We start from the raw sequence: 18,064 nt of genomic DNA, 5'->3' as shown, positions 1-18,064 counted from the left end.
TCGGATCTGACGCGGGTGTCAAGGAGGTGGTGCGGCGGTCAGGGTGCGAGGGGAGGGCCCGGGCGCCGGGGCGGACCGCTCCGGGGCACGCGCATCCCCGCGTGCCCCGGCGACGGCCGCCGTGGACCCCGCTCGGGTCCACGGCTTCCGGCCGGGAGCCGTCCCTCCCGGCCGGAGTTCCCGGCTGCTCAGCCCTGCGCGGCGATCCGCGCGAGGCGCTGGGCCGCGTCCCGTGTGGAGCGGGCGACGGCGTCCTCGTCGACATGCAGCAGCCGTCCGTTCTCGACCACCGGCACGCCATTGACCAGGGACAGCGTGACCGGAGCCGCCGCGCCGAAGACCAGCGCGGTCACCGGGTCGGCGATCGAGGCATGGGCCAGCGTGTCGAGCCGCCACAGCACCAGATCGGCGAGCTTGCCCGGTTCCAGGGAGCCGATCTGCGCCGCCCGGCCGAGGACCTGGGCGCCGCCGTAGGTGCCGAGGCGCAGCGCCTGGCGGGCGTTGAGGGCCTTCTCGCGGTGGGCGCCGAGGCGGTTGATCAGGAGCGCGTTGCGCAGTTCGGTGTGGAGTTCGCCGGACTCGTTGGACGCCGTGCCGTCGACGCCGAGGCCGACCGGGACGCCCGCGGCGAGCATGTCGGGGACCCGGGCGATACCCGCGGCCAGGCGGGCGTTGGAGGACGGGCAGTGGGCGACACCCGTCCGGGTGCGGGCGAAGGCGGCGATGTCGGAGTCGTTCATATGGACGCAGTGCGCCATCCATACGTCCTCACCGAGCCAGCCCGTCGACTCGAAGTAGTCGGTGGGGCCCATGCCGAACAGCTCGTGGCAGAACTTCTCCTCCTCGACCGTCTCCGAGCCGTGGGTGTGCAGCCGTACGCCCCTGCGACGCGCCAACTCGGCTCCCTGACTGAGGAGTTCGGTGGACACGGAGAAGGGTGAGCAGGGTGCCACGGCCACCTGGGTCATGGCGTCGAAGGACGGGTCGTGGTGGGCGTCGATGGCCGCCTCGGTGGCGGCGAGGGCACCGTCGAGGGTCTCCACGGCGAAGTCCGGCGGCAGGCCCCCGGCGCTCTCGCCGCGGTCCATGGAACCGCGGGCAAGGGTGAAGCGGACCCCCGTCTCGCGGGCGGCACGGATGACGGCGCCGGACAGGTCGCCCGAGCCCCGCGGATAGACGTAGTGGTGGTCCATGGCGGTGGTCGCCCCGCCGCGGGCCATCATGGCGAGCGAGCCCTGCGCGGCCGCGTGGAGCATCGGCTCGTCGATGCGGGCCCAGACCGGATAGAGCGCCACCAGCCAGTCGAAGAGATTGTGGTCCGTGGCCAGGCCCCGGGTGATCCACTGGTAGAAGTGGTGGTGGGTGTTGACCAGGCCGGGTGTGACGAGGTGGCCCGAGGCGTCGATACGGCGGGTGACACCCTCAAGGCCCTGGGGGGCGGCGCCCGGACCGACCGCCTCGATGCGGTTTCCGGCGACGACCACATGGCCCGTGGGGTATTCGGTGTCGTCGGCGTCCACGGTCGTGACCGCGCAGTTCTCGATGACGGTGCGCTGGACTGGGGCCATGGTTCGTCCTTTTCACTCTGGGGAGAGGGCACGGCAGGAACCCGGGAGGTGAGTGCCGCGGCGCGGGGCCACGGGTGCCGAAGAGGAGGAGAGGAGGAGGGGGGAGGGTGCCCCCGGCCGCCGGAGGCACCCGTGGGCGCCTACAGGTTGGTGAGGTCCTCCGGGATGCGCGCCTCGCAGCCGTCCCGCACCACCGTGGCCTCGATCAGGCCGTACGGGCGGTCCGCGGCGAAGTACACCGCCCCGTCGGGGGTGTCGTTCTTCAGGCCGAACGGCTCCAGGTCCACCAGGAAGTGGTGCTTGTTGGGGAGCGAGAAGCGGACCTCGTCGATCTCGGCGCGGCCGTCGATGATGCGCGCGCCCATCTGGTAGAGGGTCTGCTGCAAGGAGAGGGAGTAGGTCTCGGCGAACGCCCGGAGCAGATGCCCGCGCGTCTGCTCGTAGGACGTCTCCCAGTCCGGCATCTCCTGGGTGTCGTCGGTCCAGTTGAAGCGCCAGCGTCCGGTGACGGAGGTGGCCAGGATGCGGTCGTGGGTCTCGGGAAGGGTCGTGTAGCGGTCCTTGACGTAGCCCCAGAACTCGGAGTCGGTCGAGTTCATGACCGTCAGATCGGTCAGGCCCGACACCACTTCCCAGGACGAGCCGTCGTAGGTGATCTGGGCCAGCCGGGTCTCCCGGCCGGTGCGGACGAAGGAGTGCTCGCCCCGGCCCGCGTGTTCGATCCGGTCCCAGGCGTACTCCTCGATCCGGATCCGGGCCCGCTGGATGGCCTCCTGGGAGGTCACGAAGTGCCGCGCGAGATGGATGCCGAACTGTTCGGCGGACTCGATGCCGTGCTCCTTGGCGAAGGCGTACACCGTGTTCTTGGTGGTGTCGGTCGGCAGCACCCTGGCGTTGGAACCGGAGTAGTGGACCTCGTCCATGTCGCCCGAGAGGGAGACGGAGACATTGAGGTCCTTGATGTGGTGGGTGGTGCCGTCCCGCGTGATCCTGACAATTCGGTTCTCGGCCTTGCCGTACTGGTTCTGACCCAGGAGCACGGGGCGGGCAGGACGGGAATGGACGGTCATGGAGCTAGCTCCCTCGGTAAACGGAGTAGCCGAACGGGTTGAGCAGCAGCGGTACGTGGTAGTGCTCGCCCGGTACGACGGCGAAGGTGACCGTCACCTCGGGGAAGAACACTCCGGGGGGACCGCTGTCCCGATTCGCGGGGGCGTCCTGCTGCGTATCGGCTTGCTTCTTCTCTGACCTTTCGAAGCCGTCGGACCTTTCGAGCCTGTTGAACCTTTCGAGGTACGCCTCGACGTCGAAGTCGAGCCGTACCTGGGTGGTTCCCTCCGGCAGGGCCGGGAGGTCCTTGCACCGGCCGTCCGCATCGGTCGACGAGCCGCCGAGCGCCTGCCAGTCCACGTCCCGGCCGGGGCGGGCGCCGAGGCGGACGGTGACGCCCGGGGCGGGGCGGCCGACGCTGGTGTCCAGGATGTGCGTGGACACGGAAGCGGTGGTCTCGGTGCTCATGCGGGTCCCTTCCGGGCGGGTGTCGAGCGGTGGGGCGGCGGGATGTCACACGGTGTCGAGCAGCCGGGCGAGCCGGATACGGTTGATCTTGCCCAGCTCGGTGCGCACGATCTCCCGTTCCCGCTCCGGCGCGTTGCCGAGGCGCTCCCGGGCGGCGTCCCGCATCTGCTCTCCGGTCCTCCCGGTGGCACAGATCAGGAAGACATGCCCGAACTTCTCCTGGTACGCCAGATTGAGTGCAAGCATCTCCGCCTTGAGCTCCCCGGAGGCACCGGCCATACCGCGCTGCTCCCGGGCCGACGCGGGGTCACCCGGCGCGGGGCGGCCGATCGGCGGGTGCCCGGCCATCGCCTCCTGGAGGTCCGCCGTGGTCAGGTCGGCCATGGCGGTGTCGCTCGCGGTGCAGAGGTCGTCTGCGGTGCGATAGGGGCGTCCGGCGAGCAGCCGGGCGACCCATGCCGTGGAGGCGCACGCCTCGTGGAGGACGGCCGAGGCCGCCTGCTCCGCCAGGGCGTTGAACCGGGCGAGGCCCGGTGGCGTAGGGGTCGACGTCACGGGTGCCTCCCTGGCCGTGGGGCTGATCGGGCTGCGAACAGCTAACGCCCTCCGTCGAACACCGTCAACACTTTGTTGAAAATTCTGAGTAACAGAAACCGCCGCCCGGATGCCGGGCGGCGGTCGGTCCGACAGGGGCACCCAAGGGGCGCATAAAGCCTGGTAAAAAGCCTGGTCAGGGGCTCTTCTCCCGGTTGAGGTAGTTGTAGACGGTGAAGCGGCTCACGCCGAGGGCGCTCGCGACGGTCTCCACCCCGTGACGTACGGCGAAGGCGCCACGCGCCTCCAGGGTCCGCACGATCTCCTGCTTGGCCCTGCGGTCCAGTTCGGCCAGCGACGTCCCGTGCTTGCGCTCCATGGCGGCGAGGATGTGGTCGAGCGAGTCGGCCAGCTGCGGCAGGCGCACGGCGACGGCGTCGGCACCCTCCCAGACGAGCACCACATCGTCGGGACCGGCCTGGTCCGGGGGCAGCATCTCCCCGCCCATGGCATCGACCAGCGGCTTCACGGCCGCGATAAAGGGCTCGTCCCCCCGCCGGGTCATCTCCCCGCCTCCGCGACCACGTTGACCTGCAACGAGATCCGGGTGGCGCCCGCCTCCAGGGAGGAGCGCAGCAGTGCGTCCACGGCGGTGAGCACCGCCTCGGCGCGGCCCACCGCGGTGTTGCCGAACGGGCCGACGTCCACCGCGTCCAGTTCGGCCGCCTCGATGACCTCACGGGCGGCCAGCGCATGGGCGGGCGCCTCGTCGAGGTCGAAGGGTTCGGTGGTGAACTCCACTCTCAGTCGCACGGTGCCCCCAAGCACGGTCGTGAGCTGCACTGCCATCCGGATCGCCCAGGACGAGGGCACGTCGGGGTCTCCACCGGGACGGATTCCCACCCGCCCGGCACGACGTGACCCTAACCGACACGGAGCGAGAGCCGCTCCCCTTCCGACCCCTTGACAAGCGCCACCGAAGACCGCCAGCCTTCCATCAAGCAAAAAGCTGTTTCCGCCATACGGAATACAGCATGCACCGTGAGGCCACGGAACCGCAGAACCAAAAATCCACGGACCCACGGACTCACGGACCCGCAGACTCACGGACTCACGGACTCACGGACTCACGGACTCACGGACTCACGGACTCACGGACTCACGGACCCAAGGAGGGAGCGCCGCCCGATGGGATTCGCCGACCAGCGCTTCACCGTCAATCTGTCGATCCTCTTCACCGAACTCCCGCTCCTGGAACGGCCCGCGGCCGCCGCGGCGGCGGGCTTCACCGCGGTCGAGCTGTGGTGGCCCTGGACCGACTCCCCCACCCCCGGGCGGTACGAACTGGACGCCCTGGCCAAGGCGGTCGAGACCGCGGGGGTGCGGCTGACGGGCCTCAACTTCTACGCCGGACGGCTGCCGGGCCCGGACCGCGGCGCCCTGTCCGTCCCGGGCGAGGAGTCGGAGAAATTCCGGGCCAATGTCGAGGTGGCGGCCGGCTTCGCGGAATCGCTGGGCTGTACGGCGCTCAACGCCCTCTACGGCAACCGCGTCGACGGCGCCGACCCGGCCGAGCAGGACGCGCTGGCCCTGGAGAATCTCGTGCTCGCGGCCCGCGCCGCCGACCGGATCGGCGCGATCCTCCTGGTCGAGGCGCTCAACCGGCCGGAGTCACCGCACTACCCCCTGGTCTCCGCCGCGGCCGCGGTCGCCGTCGCCGACCGGGTGAACGAGGCGACCGGGCTCGGCAACGCACAGTTCCTGATGGACCTGTACCACCTGTCGATGAACGGCGAGGACCTGCCGTCGGTGATCGAGCGGTACGCCCCGAGGACCGGCCACGTCCAGATCGCCGACAACCCGGGCCGCGGAGCGCCGGGGACGGGTGCGCTCCCGCTGGCGGACCTGCTCGACGGGCTCGCCGAGGCGGGCTACGACGGCCGGATCGGCCTGGAGTACAAGCCGGGCGGCGACCGCACCGGAGCGGAGGCCTTCGCCTGGCTGCCCCCGGCGGCCCGCGCCGCCCGCTGAACCCCGGCACGGAGACCTTCGCCCGGCCGCCCGCAGCCGCCCCCGCGCCGCCCGTCGAGCCCCGACCCGCAAGACGGCAGCAGAGCCGTCGGAGAGGCACTCTCATGAGCAGCACACCCCCGGCCCCCTCCCGCACGGACCGCCCGGCGGTCGCCTGGATCGGCCTCGGCATCATGGGCTCCCCCATGTCCGAGAACCTGATCAAGGCGGGCTACGACGTCACCGGCCACACCCTGGAGCGAGAGAAGCTGGACCGGCTCACCGCGGCCGGGGGCACGGCGGCCTCCTCGGTCGCCGACGCCGTACGCGCTGCCGACGTGGTCTTCACCATGGTTCCGGCATCCCCCCAGGTCGAGGCGGTGGCCTACGGTCCCGACGGGATCCTGGAGAACGCGAAACCCGGCACCCTGCTGATCGACATGTCCTCGATCACCCCCGGCACCTCGGTCGAGCTGGCCCGCAGGGCCCGGGAGAAGGGCATCCGCGTCCTCGACGCACCGGTGTCCGGCGGCGAGGCCGGTGCCGTGGAGGGCGTACTGTCCATCATGGCCGGCGGCGAGCGGGCGGACTTCGAGGCGGCGAAGCCGCTCTTCGAGGCGCTGGGCAGGACCATCGTGCTGTGCGGTCCGCACGGCGCGGGGCAGACCGTGAAGGCCGCCAACCAGCTGATGGTCGCGGTGAACATCCAGGCCTGCGCGGAGGCCGTGGTCTTCCTTGAGCGGTCCGGGGTGGATCTCGGGGCGGCCCTGGAGGTACTGGGCGGCGGCCTGGCGGGGTCGACGGTCCTGGCCCGCAAGAAGGACAACTTCCTGAACCGCGACTTCGCCCCGGGCTTCCGGATCGATCTGCACCACAAGGACATGGGCATCGTCACGGAGGCGGCCCGCTCCGTGGGAGCGGCCCTGCCCGTCGGCGCCGTGGTCGCCCAACTCGTCGCCTCCCTGCGGGCGCAGGGCGACGGCGGCCTGGACCACTCGGCGCTGCTGCGGGGCGTGGAGCGCCTCTCGGGCACCCGGGTCTGAGCCCGGGACCCTCACATCTTCCGGGTGGTGCCGTCGCCGACATCTGTCCTGTCGCGCCCAGGCGCCGACACCACCCGGAACCCTGCACATCCACAACACTTCTGACGTTACGTCAGTACAAGGCGGGCCCGTCGCCGGACGACCCGGACAAGGGGTGGCCGTTCGGCACGGCGGGTCCGGTGGCGGGACCGCGGCGGAATCTCCTGTTCAAGGCGAGCCGAGAACCGGGGAGTGCGAGCCAGTGCGGTGGTGAAGGTCCCGGGGCGTCCCTCCCGACCTGAGAGAGGGCCGCCCCGAGGCCGTCGCACCGCCGCGGCACCCGCCCCACCGGGAGCGCCGGACGCGGATCCCTCCGTGTCCGGCGCTCCTGTCGTGCCCGGGGTGCGGAACGGGCCCGTCGGCAGGACGCTTGAGGACATGGAACAGTCGTTGCAGCATCCGCACATCGTGGTGCACGCCCCCGCCCTGGACGGATCCCGGCGGGTGACCGAGGGCGAGGTGACCCTGGGGCTGGCCAGCCACCTCGACGATGTCGTCGAGATCCTGCGCCTCGCCGACCTGGACCGGATCGAGGTCGAGGAGAGCGACCTCATCGAGTGGCAGGGCGGCGGCCCGGACGAGTGGCCGGGGCTGTCGGAGCACGGCCTCAAGGAGATCGAGTAGACCGGGGCAGGGCCGGGGGCACGGGGCACGGACAAGGGCCGCCTACGCGCACCGGCGTAGGCGGCCTACGCAACCCTCAAGTCAACCTCTGAACACCGGTCCGAGGGCTTCAACTCCCGTACCGCGCGGGCACATTATCGGCATACGGGGCCCGCCGGCACGGGGGCGGCGGGCCCCTCCGGAGAGGTCGGGGCGGCGCGGCGAGCGGCGCCCCGGGCACGGCGCCCACGACGGGGGACGCGGCGCGCCGACCCCTCTCCGGGAGCGACACCGCGAGGGGCGACCCGAGTCACGCCGGGCCGCCCCTCACCGCACCGGGCCTCGGACTTCAGCGCTCCAGCAGGCCCTCCAGCAGCTCGCTCCAGACCTCCAGCGCTCCGCCCCGGCCCTCCAGCCCTCCGCGTCAGACCTTCAGCGCTCCGCCTCAGACCTTGAGCGTTCTGACCGCGGTGGGTGTGTGACCCGGCTCGGTCGCGGTCTCCTCGAACTCGACGACGGCGCCGATGTCATTGGTGGTCGACATGGAGATGTCGGTGACACGTTCCAGGATCACTTCGACGACCACCGGCACCCGGTGCTCGGCGGCAAGCTTTCCCGCCTGCTCGAAGGCGGCGCCCAGTTCGGCGGGGTCGGTGACCCGGAGCGCCTTGCAGCCGAGGCCCTCGACGACCTTGACATGGTCGACGCCGTAGCAGCCCAGCTCGGGCGAGTTGATGTTCTCGAACTCCAGATTGACCTGGAAGTCGATGTCGAACGCGCGCTGCGCCTGGCGGATCAGCCCCAGATAGGCGTTGTTCACCAGGACATGGATGTAGGGGATCCTGTGCTGGGCGCCCACGGCCAGCTCCTCGATCATGAACTGGAAGTCGTAGTCGCCCGAGAGCGCGACGACCGGTGCCTCCGGGTCGGCCGTGGCGACGCCCAGTGCGGCCGGGACGGTCCAGCCGAGGGGGCCAGCCTGGCCGCAGTTGATCCAGTGGCGGGGCCGGTAGACGTGCAGCAGTTGGGCACCGGCGATCTGGGAGAGGCCGATCGTGGAGACATAGCGGGTCCCGGGCCCGAAGGCCTTGTTCATCTCCTCGTAGACGCGCTGCGGCTTGATCGGGATGTCGTCGAAGTGCGTACGGCGCTGGAGGCGGGCCCTGCGCTCCTGGGCGGCGGCGGCCCAGTCCGCGCGGTCCGGCAGCCGCCCGGCCGCCCGCCACTCGCGCGCCGCCTCCACGAAGAGGGCGAGGGCCGCCCGGGCGTCGGAGGTGATGCCGTAGTCGGGGGCGAAGATCCTGCCGATCTGGGTGGGTTCGATGTCGACGTGGACGAAGGTCCGGCCCGCGGTGTAGACGTCGAGCCTGCCGGTGTGCCGGTTGGCCCAGCGGTTGCCGATGCCGAGGACGAAGTCGGACTCCAGGAAGGTCGCGTTGCCGTAGCGGTGCGAGGTCTGGAGTCCGACCATGCCCGCGTTCAGCTCGTGGTCGTCGGGGAGGGCGCCCCAGCCCATCAGGGTCGGCACCACGGGAGTGCCCGTCAGCTCGGCGAATTCTGTGAGGAATTCGCAGGCGTCCGCGGTGATGACGCCGCCGCCCGCGACGATCAGCGGCCGCTCGGAGGCGGCGAGGAGCGCCATGGCCTTGTCGATCTGGGCGCGGGTGGCGCTCGGCCGGTGGACGGGGAGCGGTGCGTAGGTCTCCGGGTCGAACTCGATCTCGGTGAGCTGGACGTCGACGGGCAGATCGATCAGGACCGGCCCGGGCCGCCCCGAGCGCATCAGATGGAAGGCTTTCTGGAAGACACCGGGCACTTGGGCGGCCTCCAGGACGGTGACGGCCATCTTGGTGACCGGCCCGGCGATGGCGGCGATGTCGACCGCCTGGAAGTCCTCCTTGTGGATCACGGCCGTGGGGGCCTGTCCGGTGATGCAGAGGATCGGGACGGAGTCGCCGGTCGCCGAGTAGAGCCCGGTGATCATGTCGGTGCCGGCCGGTCCCGAGGTGCCGATGCACACACCGATGGCGCCGGGCCGGGCGCGGGTGTAGCCCTCCGCCATGTGGGAGGCGCCCTCGACATGGCGGGCGAGGGTGTGGCGGACTCCGCCGGAGGCCTTCAGGGCCGCGTAGAAGGGGTTGATCGCGGCGCCCGGGACGCCGAACGCGTGGCTGACGCCCTCGCGTTCGAGGATCTCGACTGCCGCGCGGGCAGCGGTCATACGAGCCATGGAGTACTCCTGCTTCGGCTGTCGGACTCGCGCTCCCGTCGCGCCCCGCGGTGAGCACTTCTTGCCGCATCGCGATCATATTTCCACAATACGGAAAGCAACTTCTGTTATCTGGAAGGAAATGTAGGCGGGGTCGTGAAGGCCGTCAAGAGAGAGGGGAGCCGGGCCGCGCGGTGTGCGAAGCCGAGGACAAGCGGGGGCCCGCGGGAGCAGGATGGGACCGCTGTCCGACAGGGCGGACCGCTGTTCGACACAAGGGGTGGATGAGGACCATGTCCGAGAGCGTCCTCGTACGCTGCCCGGTCTGCCGGCGCGAGCACCTCTACGCGGCACCGCGGTACCCCTGTGTCTGCGGCGCCCCCGTGGCCCCGCCCCTGGACCGGCTCGGGGAGCCCTCCGTCGTCACCCATCGCACCTGGGCCGACCACTGGGTCACGGTCCGCTGCGGCGCCTGCCACCGCGAGGACGAGTGGCCGCAGCCGGAACTGGGCTGCGCCTGCGGGACCGTGCTGCGCGTCCCGGTGGGCGGCGCGCCGGGACAGACCGCTCCCCCGGCGCCCGAGGTCCCCGCCCCCCGGAGTGCCTTCCGGCCGGTGGCGATACGTTCCGCGCGCGATGCCGTCACCGCGGCCGCGCTCTATCTGCGCTGGCTCGGCTACCGCGACATACGGCGCGCCGACCAGCGGCAGCCGCACGGGATAGGGCTGGCCGCACGCGGGATCCTGGCGCAGGTGGATCCGGCCGTGCGGCCCGCCTCACTGCGGGACGTGGAGTGCCTGTGGCTCACCGCCCTGTCCGAGTCGGCCCGTTGTGTCTACTTCTCCCTGGCGGGATACGCCGACAACGCCCGGGAGACGGCCGACCGCATAGGGGTCCCGCTGTTCGTCCTCGACCTCGGCGGCACGCCCCAGCCGGTGAACGGCCTGGCCGACGAACTGGCCGCCGGGCGCACCTGACCTCCTCGCCACGGCCCTCCTCGCCGCGGCCCCCTCTCCGCGAGCCCCCGGACCGTCGCGCTACCGCCGCTCCGCGCAGGTCTCCCTCAGCTCCACCTTGCGCACCTTCCCCGACACCGTCATCGGGAAGGAGCCGAGAATCCGCAGTCCGCTCGGGATCTTGTAGTGGGCGAGCCGCTCCTCGCAGAAGGCCCGCAGCTCCTCCAGGGTCGGCGGATCGGCCGGATCGCGGGGGATCACACAGGCGATGACCTCCTCGCCGTAGCGCTCATGGGGGATGCCGACCACCTGGACGTCGGCGATCTTCGGGTGGGCGTGGAGGAACTCCTCGATCTCGCGCGGGTAGACGTTCTCCCCGCCCCGGATGATCATGTCCTTGATGCGGCCGACGATCTCGACATAGCCGTTGGCGCGCATCGTCGCCAGATCACCGGTGTGCATCCAGCGGCCCGGGTCGATGGCCTCGGCGGTCCGGTCGGGCTCGTCCCAGTAGCCGAGCATCACGCTGTAGCCGCGGGTGCACAGCTCACCGGCCGCGCCGCGCGGCAGGGTCACTCCGGTCGCCGGGTCGACGATCTTCACCTCGATGTGCGGCAGGACCCGGCCCACGGTCCCGGTGCGGTGCTCCAGGTCGTCGTCCCTGCGGGTCTGGAGCGACACGGGGGAGGTCTCCGTCATGCCGTAGCAGATGGACACCTCCCGCATGTGCATCTCGGCGACCACCCGTTTCATCACCTCGACGGGGCACGGGGAGCCCGCCATGATGCCGGTGCGCAGCGAGGACAGGTCGAAGTCCGCGAAGCCGGGCAGGTTCAGCTCGGCGATGAACATGGTGGGGACGCTGTAGAGGGAGGTGCAGCGCTCCTGCTGGACCGCCTCCAGGGTGGCCCGGGGGTCGAAGGAGGGCGCCGGGATCACGATGCAGGCACCGTGCGTGGTGGCCCCCAGGTTTCCCATGACCATGCCGAAGCAGTGGTAGAAGGGGACGGGCAGGCAGATCCGGTCCTGTTCGGTGTAGCCGACGGTACGGCCCACCCAGTAGCCGTTGTTGAGGATGTTGTGGTGGGAGAGCGTGGCGCCCTTGGGGAAGCCCGTGGTGCCCGACGTGTACTGGATGTTGACCGGGTCGTCGCAGCTCAGCCCGGCTTCTGCCGCCCGCAGCCGGGAGCGGGGCACCGCGGCCCCGTCCGCGAGGAGCGCCTCCCAGCCGGGGTCGTCGATGTAGACCGTCTCGCGCAGTCCGGGGCAGTTGCCGCGCACCTGCTCGACCAGGGCGCGGTAGTCGCTCGTCCGGTGGGACAGGGAGGCGACCAGCAGGCCGACCCCGGACTGCCTGAGCACATACTCCAGCTCATGGGCGCGATAGGCCGGGTTGATGTTCACCATGATCGCGCCGATGCGGGCGGTGGCGTACTGGACCAGAACCCATTCGGGGCAGTTGACCGCCCAGATGCCGACCCGGTCCCCCTTGCCGACCCCGCGGGCGAGCAGCCCGAGCGCCACCTCGTCCACCGCGGCGCCGAACTCCGCGTAGGTCCAGCGGCGTCCGGACGCCATGTCGACCAGGGCGTCGCGGTCGGGGTGGGCGGCGACGGTCCGGTCCAGATCGGCGCCGATGGTGTCGCCGAGCAGCGGGGTGGTGCTGGTGCCGTGGGCGTAGGACGGTGCGCTCACCGGAAGTCCTCCTCGCGGTACTCGTCGCCGGACCCGGCGGCCGTGGCCTCGCGCAGTTCGATACGGCGGATCTTGCCGGACACGGTCTTGGGCAGGTCGCCGAACTCCAGGCGGCGGACCCGTTTGTAGGGGGCGAGGACCTCCCGGGAGTGCTCGAAGAGGGCCTTGGCGGTGTCCGGCCCGGGCTCCCAGCCCGCGGCGAGCACGATGTACGCCTTGGGCACGGCCAGGCGCAGCGCGTCCGGGGCGGGCACCACGGCCGCCTCGGCCACCGCCTCGTGTTCCAGTAGGGCGCTCTCCAGCTCGAAGGGGGAGATCTTGTAGTCGGAGGCCTTGAAGACATCGTCGGCCCGCCCGACATAGGTGATGTATCCCTCTTCGTCCCGCGAGCCGATGTCACCGGTGCGGTAGTAGCCGCCCGCCATGGCCTCCGCCGTACGGTCGGCGTCGCCGTGGTAGCCGGTCATCAGGCCGACCGGCCGGGCCGACAGATCGAGCGCGATCTCGCCCTCCGCCGCTCCCGGCGCCCCGGTGACCGGGTCGAGCAGTTCGATGCGGAAGCCCGGGCTGGGGCGGCCCATCGAGCCCGTCTTCAGCGGCTGGCCGGGGCTGTTGGAGATCTGCACGGCCGTCTCGGTCTGCCCGAAGCCGTCCCGGACGGTCACTCCCCAGGCCTGCCGCACCCGCTCGACGACCTCGGGGTTGAGCGGCTCACCGGCGGCGACCGCCTCGCGCGGCGGGGTGCCCAGCCGGGTCAGGTCGGCCTGGATGAGCATGCGCCACACGGTCGGCGGGGCGCAGAAGGTGGTGACGCCCGCCCGGTCCATCCCGGCCATCAGCCGGGTTGCGTCGAAGCGGGTGTAGTTGTGCAGGAAGACGGTCGCCTCCGCGTTCCACGGGGCGAACAGGTTCGACCAGGCGTGCTTGGCCCAGCCCGGCGAGGAGATGTTGAGGTGGACGTCGCCCGGCCGGAGGCCGATCCAGTACATCGTCGCCAGATGGCCGATGGGATAGGACACATGGGTGTGCTCCACCAGCTTGGGGCGCGCGGTGGTGCCCGAGGTGAAGTAGAGCATCAGCGGGTCGTCCGCCGGGGTGGGTCCGTCGGGCACGAACAGCGGGGAGGCGCCGTACAGGTCCTCGAAGGGCTGCCAGGGGCCGGTCGCACCGCCGACCGCGATCCGGGTGTAGTCGCCCGGCACCTGCTCGAACTTGCCGGTGTCCGCGGCGCGCGCGATCACATGCCGGACCCGGCCGCGGCCGACCCGGTCGCGCAGATCGGCGGGGCCGAGCAGCGGGGTGGCGGGGATGACCACGGCGCGCAGCTTCATCGCGGCCAGTGCCGTCACCCACAGCTCGGCCTGGTTGCCGAGCATGACGAGGATGCGGTCCTCGGCGCGGACGCCGCGCTCCCGGAGCCAGTTGGCGGCCCGGGCGGAGGCGGCGGACAGCTCGCGGAAGGTCAGCCGCAGCTCGCTGCCGTCCTCCTCGGCGATGTGCAGCGCGGTGCGGTCATTGCCGTCCGCGATGGCGTCGAACCAGTCGAGCGCCCAGTTGAAGTGCGCCGGGCGCGGCCAGTGGAAGCCCGCGTACGCCGTGGCGTAGTCCTCCCGGTGCGCGAGCAGGAAGTCCCGCGCGGTCCGGAAAGCGTCCGTCGGGTCGATCTTCGCCGTCACGTGTCCTCCTCATTGCCGGACAGCCACCTACCATCGTGTAATCCGTGACGCAGGTCTCACCACCCCCGGACGGGGGTGCGCCGCGACGAGGGGACGGGCACATGGCAGCAGACGCAGCCGAGGCGTTGGAGATGCGCGGGGCGCTGGTGCGGCTGCGGCGCGCCACCGGACTGCCGGTCGCCTTCGGCGGCCTGGTGGAGCCCGGGCGGCCGCAGATCAGGATCAGTGAACTCAGCGGCAATACGACGACGGCGCTCAGGTCGCTGGCCGTCGCCTCCGGCAACGGCCTGGGCGGCAAGGTGGTGGCGCTGGCCCGGCCGTGTGCGGTGACGGACTACTCGTCCTCGCGGCAGATCAGCCACGAGTACGACGGCGCGGTGGCGGCGGAGGGCCTGCGGAGCGTGCTCGCGGTGCCGCTCGTGGTGCGGCGCAGGGTCCGCGGTGTGCTCTACGGCGCGCTGCGGACGGCCCAGCCGCTGGGCGACCGCACCCTGGGCGCGGCGGTGGCGGCGGCGCGGGACGTGGAACAGGCGCTGGTCGCGCGGGACGAGGCGCGGGCGGTGCCGACGGCGGTGCGGGAGCCCGCGGGGGCGCCGTCCGGTGCGGCCTGGGAGCAGGTGCGGGAGGCGCACGGCACGCTCAGGTCGCTGGCCCAGCGGGCCGAGGACCCGGCGCTGCGGGCGGAGCTGCTGGCGGTGTGCGGGCGGCTCGCGGGCGCGGCCTGCTGCCCTCCCCCGGAACGCAGCGCGGGGCTGTCGCCGCGGGAGGTGGACGTGCTGACCTGGGTGGCGGCCGGTGCCACCAATGCGGCGGCCGCGGAGCGGCTCGGGCTACAGCCGGAGACGGTCAAGGGGTATCTGCGGTCCGCCATGCGGAAGTTGGGGGCGCACACACGCTGGGAGGCGGTGGTCGCCGCGCGGCGTGCCGGGGTGCTTCCTTAGAGCAGGGCGGCCATCTGGCAGTATCTGCACCGGTTACCGGTGAATTGGCACTCACCCGCACCTTTTGCGCACTCCGTGATTGCCGGGCCGCATTCATTCGGCCGCCACAGAATTACCTCGTACCGCCGCCTTGTTATGTGCCTCACCTCACCGGCTGTCCGAAATTCAAAGCCTCGTTGCCTAATATTGGCCAGGACACGACACACGGAGGGGAGCGGTGACCGTGCGACGGGACTTCAAGGAGCCTGCCAGACCCCGCCCCGACCTGGTCATCGGCCGGGAGGAGCTGCTCGCGGGAGCGCATGAGCAACTCACCGGCGGCGGGAGCGTGCTGGTGCACGGCCCGGCCGGAATAGGAAAGTCGACCGTCCTGCGCTCGCTGGCCGCGGATTACGGCGAAGCGGTGCGCACCGTGTTGCGCTGCTCGGCGACCGAGTCCGAATCCCATCTCCCCTTCCTGGCCCTCGCGGACCTGCTCGGCCTGGTCGTCGACGAGGTCGCCGACCGGCTGCCCGCCCCCCAGCGCACCGCCCTGGAGTCCGCCCTCACCGGCCGCGGCGAGTCCACCCTGCAACGGGACGGTCTCGCGCTGCGCCTCGCAGTGCTCTCCACCCTGCGGGCACTGGCCGCCCGCGGCCCCGTACTGATCGTCGCCGACGACCTCCAGTGGCTCGATCCGGCCAGCGCCGAACTGCTCGGCTTCGCCGCACGGCGGCTCGGCGGCACCCCGGTGCAGATGCTGTGCGCTGTACGCACCGACACCGAACCCCAGGGCCAGGAGCACGACCGCTATCTGGGCACCGCCCCGCCGGGCACCCTCGCCGTCCGGGTGGGACCGCTCCCCCGCGCCCAGGTCGCCGCGCTCCTCGACCACCGCGGCTACACCGGGCTGCCCCGCTCCACCGTCCGGGACATCCACCGCACCAGCGGCGGCAACCCGCTCTTCGCACTGGAGCTGGGGCGCGCCCTCTTCGAGAGCACCACACCGCCGAGCCCCGGAGAGCCGCTTCCGGTGCCGACCTCGCTGCGTGCGCTGGTCCTCAACCGGCTGGAGGCGCTGTCCGCGGAGGCGCGCCGCACCCTGCTGGTGGCGAGCGCCGGGGCCCGGCCCACGCTGGCCCTGCTGCGCGCCGCGGGGCGGTCGAACGCGGAGCCGGAGACCGCCCAGGCCGCGGCGCTCGGGCTGCTGGTGACGGAGCGGGACGCGCCCTGCGTACGGTTCGCGCATCCGCTGATATCGGCCGCCCTGTACGCGCAGGCGAGCGCACAGGAGCGGCGGGACGCGCACGCGGCCCTGTCGTCGGCGGCCGGCGACCCCATCGAGCGGGCCCGGCATCTCGCCCTCGCCAGCACCGGCACCGACCCCGAGGTGGCCGGGCGCCTCGGGGAGGCCGCGGCCGCCGCCCGGGACCGGGGGGCGCCGTCGGTGGCGGCGGAACTCGGACTGCTGGCGGCCCGGCACACCCCGCCCGGCACCGTGCCCGCCGCGGACGAACGGCGGCTCCAGGCCGCCGAGGACGCGCTGACCGCGGGAGAAACGGACTTCGCGCGGGACATCGCCCACGAGGTGCTGGCCCAGGCGACCGAGCCGGCGGACCGGGTACGGGCGTGGATGGTGGTGATCGACGCGGCCGGGCACGCCATGGCCGAGGTCGATGCGGTCTTCCCGCAGGCGCTCACGGACGCGGGCGACGATCCCCGGCTGCTCACCCTGGTGCACTACCAACTCGCCTGGCGGGCGCTGCTCGTGGAGGGCGACTTCGACCGGGCCCGGGAGGAGGGGGCGCTCGCCGCGGATCTCGCGGCCCGCGCCCGGGACCGGCGCAGCGAGCTGCTGGCGCTGGCCTTCCAGGCGCAGGCCGAGACCCTGATGGGGCACCCGGACGCGCCCGCCACCATCAAGCGGGCCCTGCGGGAGCCGCAGGACCCCCGGGTGGCGTGCGACCACAACGGCGCGGGCTCCGCACGCTTCCGCTGGCTGATCATGAGCGATCAGCTGGCCGAGGCGCGCAAGACGATCAGCGGTCTGCTGCGCGAGGTGCGGCGGCGCGGGATGGCCGAGGCCGAGGTGCACTTCCTGCGCGGGCTCGCCGAGACCGAACTGCGGGCCGGGCACTGCGGACGCGCCCTGGACCTGGCCCGGGAGAGTCTGCGGCTCGCCCGGGACACCGGCATCGGCGAGGGGGCGAGCGCCATGCTGACCTCGCTCGCGGAGGCCGCGGGCGGTGAGGTGGAGCGGGCGCTGACACTGGCCCGGGAGGCGGTGGGGCGCGCGGAGGAGGACGGCGACGTGCTCTATCTGTCCCGGGCCCTGGCCGCCCTCGGGCACGCCCAGCTGGTGGCCGGGGACGCGGCGGGCACCGCGGTGTCGCTGCGCCGGGTCCGGGAGCTGGAGGAGGGGCTCGGGGTCACCGACCCGGCCCGGGGGCGCTGGCAGGGCGATCTCGCCGAGGCTCTGGTGCGCATCGGGGAGCAGGCCGAGGCGCAGGACGTCATCGACACCACCCGCACCCATGCGCGGCGGCTCGGCCGGGAGAGCGTGCTCGCGGTACTGGACCGCGCCGAGGCACTGTCCCGCGCCGCACGCGGCGAACTCGACTTCGCACAAAGGCTGCTGACGTCCGCTCAGGACAAGCTCGGCAAGCTGGGCCACGGGCTGGAGGAGGCGCGGGCCGCCTATGCGCTGGCGGGTCTGCGCGCCCCGAAACCCGGCCCCTCCGCCTACGACGAGGCGGCCCGGCTCTTCCGCCGCTGCCGGGCCATGCCCTGGCTGCGGCAGGTGGAGACGGCCACCGTCACCGGGGCCGCCCAGCCGCCCCTGGCCGCGGCGGCCCTGGACACCCTGGCCGCCACCGAGCGGCAGGTCGCCGCGCTGGTCATGGAGGGCGCCACCAACCGGGAGATCGCGGCCCGCATGTTCATCAGCGTGAAGACCGTGGAGGCCACCCTCACCCGGGTCTACCGCAAGCTCGGCATCCGGTCGCGGGTGGACATCGTGCGGCTGGCGGCGGGGCACCACTCGGCCTGACCGCTTTCGGCCGACGTACCGCGCCACCGGTTTACGCGCGCAGACCGAGGGTTATCCCTGCTCAACTCCCTTAGGGGGTTCCCTCATTGGGAAGGGAGGGGCGCGGCTTCTAGCGTAAGGGCGTGCCGCTCGCCGGGCACACCGGGGCCGGTCCCCACCCCTCTCGACGGCCATTCGAGCGGGACGGGCCGACACCGACGTGCAGCACCCCCCACCCGTGCGACCCCCCACCGGCAACCCCACG

General features: G+C 72.2%; 15 protein-coding genes. 6 read left to right on the top strand and 9 right to left on the bottom strand.

Going from position 1 to position 18,064, the window contains the following annotated elements:
• Positions 1 to 188 precede the first annotated feature (188 nt).
• From ACIHAA_RS02010 to ACIHAA_RS01985, 6 genes are all read right to left on the bottom strand, one after another.
• Positions 189 to 1,568, bottom strand: coding sequence for an 8-oxoguanine deaminase (locus tag ACIHAA_RS02010; protein WP_399811779.1), 1,380 nt, complete (start codon positions 1,566 to 1,568; stop codon positions 189 to 191).
• A gap of 140 nt (positions 1,569 to 1,708) precedes the next feature.
• A complete protein-coding gene (gene pucL / locus ACIHAA_RS02005) occupies positions 1,709 to 2,638 on the bottom strand; it encodes a factor-independent urate hydroxylase (protein ID WP_399811778.1) in 930 nt (309 codons plus the stop codon).
• 4 nt (positions 2,639 to 2,642) lie between these two features.
• Entirely contained in the window at positions 2,643 to 3,086 is a 444-nt protein-coding gene (locus ACIHAA_RS02000; protein ID WP_399811774.1) for a hydroxyisourate hydrolase, read from the bottom strand.
• A 45-nt stretch (positions 3,087 to 3,131) separates the two neighbouring features.
• Entirely contained in the window at positions 3,132 to 3,641 is a 510-nt protein-coding gene (gene uraD / locus ACIHAA_RS01995; RefSeq protein ID WP_399811771.1) for a 2-oxo-4-hydroxy-4-carboxy-5-ureidoimidazoline decarboxylase, read from the bottom strand.
• A 175-nt stretch (positions 3,642 to 3,816) separates the two neighbouring features.
• Positions 3,817 to 4,185 carry a helix-turn-helix domain-containing protein gene (locus tag ACIHAA_RS01990; protein ID WP_399811768.1) on the bottom strand — a complete coding sequence of 123 codons (369 nt, stop codon included), beginning with the start codon at positions 4,183 to 4,185 and terminating at the stop codon, positions 3,817 to 3,819.
• Positions 4,182 to 4,433, bottom strand: a complete 252-nt coding sequence (locus ACIHAA_RS01985) for a hypothetical protein (RefSeq protein WP_399811766.1) — start codon at positions 4,431 to 4,433, stop codon at positions 4,182 to 4,184. Before ACIHAA_RS01985 ends, ACIHAA_RS01990 begins: the two co-directional genes overlap by 4 nt.
• Before the next feature lie 375 nt (positions 4,434 to 4,808).
• On the opposite strand from ACIHAA_RS01985, the gene ACIHAA_RS01980 reads away from it, so the two are divergent.
• The 3 genes from ACIHAA_RS01980 (at position 4,809) to ACIHAA_RS01970 (ending at position 7,336) form a co-directional block, all read left to right on the top strand.
• On the top strand, positions 4,809 to 5,651 hold the full coding sequence (locus ACIHAA_RS01980; protein ID WP_399811763.1) for a TIM barrel protein: 843 nt from the start codon (positions 4,809 to 4,811) through the stop codon (positions 5,649 to 5,651).
• Between the two features lie 104 nt (positions 5,652 to 5,755).
• A complete protein-coding gene (locus tag ACIHAA_RS01975) occupies positions 5,756 to 6,673 on the top strand; it encodes a 2-hydroxy-3-oxopropionate reductase (RefSeq protein WP_399811761.1) in 918 nt (305 codons plus the stop codon).
• Positions 6,674 to 7,090: 417 nt separating this feature from the next.
• Positions 7,091 to 7,336 (top strand): hypothetical protein, encoded by a 246-nt coding sequence (locus ACIHAA_RS01970; protein ID WP_399811758.1) that lies wholly within the window; start codon positions 7,091 to 7,093, stop codon positions 7,334 to 7,336.
• Between the two features lie 424 nt (positions 7,337 to 7,760).
• Here ACIHAA_RS01970 and gcl read toward each other — a convergent pair whose 3' ends face one another.
• Positions 7,761 to 9,545, bottom strand: a complete 1,785-nt coding sequence (gene gcl, locus ACIHAA_RS01965; RefSeq protein WP_399811755.1) for a glyoxylate carboligase — start codon at positions 9,543 to 9,545, stop codon at positions 7,761 to 7,763.
• 263 nt (positions 9,546 to 9,808) lie between these two features.
• On the opposite strand from gcl, the gene ACIHAA_RS01960 reads away from it, so the two are divergent.
• Positions 9,809 to 10,501: a hypothetical protein gene (locus ACIHAA_RS01960; RefSeq protein WP_399811753.1), complete on the top strand. Its 693-nt coding sequence runs from the start codon at positions 9,809 to 9,811 to the stop codon at positions 10,499 to 10,501.
• Positions 10,502 to 10,561: 60 nt separating this feature from the next.
• On the opposite strand, the gene ACIHAA_RS01955 is transcribed toward ACIHAA_RS01960, so the two are convergent.
• Positions 10,562 to 12,175: an AMP-binding protein gene (locus ACIHAA_RS01955; protein WP_399811751.1), complete on the bottom strand. Its 1,614-nt coding sequence runs from the start codon at positions 12,173 to 12,175 to the stop codon at positions 10,562 to 10,564.
• A complete protein-coding gene (locus ACIHAA_RS01950) occupies positions 12,172 to 13,839 on the bottom strand; it encodes an AMP-binding protein (protein ID WP_399813683.1) in 1,668 nt (555 codons plus the stop codon). Before ACIHAA_RS01950 ends, ACIHAA_RS01955 begins: the two co-directional genes overlap by 4 nt.
• 113 nt (positions 13,840 to 13,952) lie before the next feature.
• Here ACIHAA_RS01950 and ACIHAA_RS01945 point away from each other — a divergent pair, with 113 nt between their 5' ends.
• Together ACIHAA_RS01945 and ACIHAA_RS01940 are read left to right on the top strand one after the other, a co-directional pair.
• Positions 13,953 to 14,792, top strand: coding sequence for a LuxR C-terminal-related transcriptional regulator (locus tag ACIHAA_RS01945; RefSeq protein ID WP_399811748.1), 840 nt, complete (start codon positions 13,953 to 13,955; stop codon positions 14,790 to 14,792).
• Positions 14,793 to 15,009: 217 nt separating this feature from the next.
• Positions 15,010 to 17,820 (top strand): AAA family ATPase, encoded by a 2,811-nt coding sequence (locus ACIHAA_RS01940; RefSeq protein WP_399811746.1) that lies wholly within the window; start codon positions 15,010 to 15,012, stop codon positions 17,818 to 17,820.
• Positions 17,821 to 18,064 lie beyond the last annotated feature (244 nt).

The sequence above is a fragment of the Streptomyces sp. NPDC052040 genome, assembly GCF_044548405.1.
Taxonomy (GTDB): domain Bacteria; phylum Actinomycetota; class Actinomycetes; order Streptomycetales; family Streptomycetaceae; genus Streptomyces.
Note: the sequence above shows the minus strand (reverse complement) of the source record. Positions and strands in the feature narration are given on the sequence as shown.

Coding starts and splice junctions, on each gene's coding strand:
- ACIHAA_RS02010 (WP_399811779.1), bottom strand. CDS start 1,568: ATGGCCCCAGTCCAGCGCACCGTCATCGAGAACTGCGCGGTCACGACC.
- pucL (WP_399811778.1), bottom strand. CDS start 2,638: ATGACCGTCCATTCCCGTCCTGCCCGCCCCGTGCTCCTGGGTCAGAAC.
- ACIHAA_RS02000 (WP_399811774.1), bottom strand. CDS start 3,086: ATGAGCACCGAGACCACCGCTTCCGTGTCCACGCACATCCTGGACACC.
- ACIHAA_RS01990 (WP_399811768.1), bottom strand. CDS start 4,185: ATGACCCGGCGGGGGGACGAGCCCTTTATCGCGGCCGTGAAGCCGCTG.
- ACIHAA_RS01980 (WP_399811763.1), top strand. CDS start 4,809: ATGGGATTCGCCGACCAGCGCTTCACCGTCAATCTGTCGATCCTCTTC.
- ACIHAA_RS01975 (WP_399811761.1), top strand. CDS start 5,756: ATGAGCAGCACACCCCCGGCCCCCTCCCGCACGGACCGCCCGGCGGTC.
- ACIHAA_RS01970 (WP_399811758.1), top strand. CDS start 7,091: ATGGAACAGTCGTTGCAGCATCCGCACATCGTGGTGCACGCCCCCGCC.
- gcl (WP_399811755.1), bottom strand. CDS start 9,545: ATGGCTCGTATGACCGCTGCCCGCGCGGCAGTCGAGATCCTCGAACGC.
- ACIHAA_RS01960 (WP_399811753.1), top strand. CDS start 9,809: ATGAGGACCATGTCCGAGAGCGTCCTCGTACGCTGCCCGGTCTGCCGG.
- ACIHAA_RS01945 (WP_399811748.1), top strand. CDS start 13,953: ATGGCAGCAGACGCAGCCGAGGCGTTGGAGATGCGCGGGGCGCTGGTG.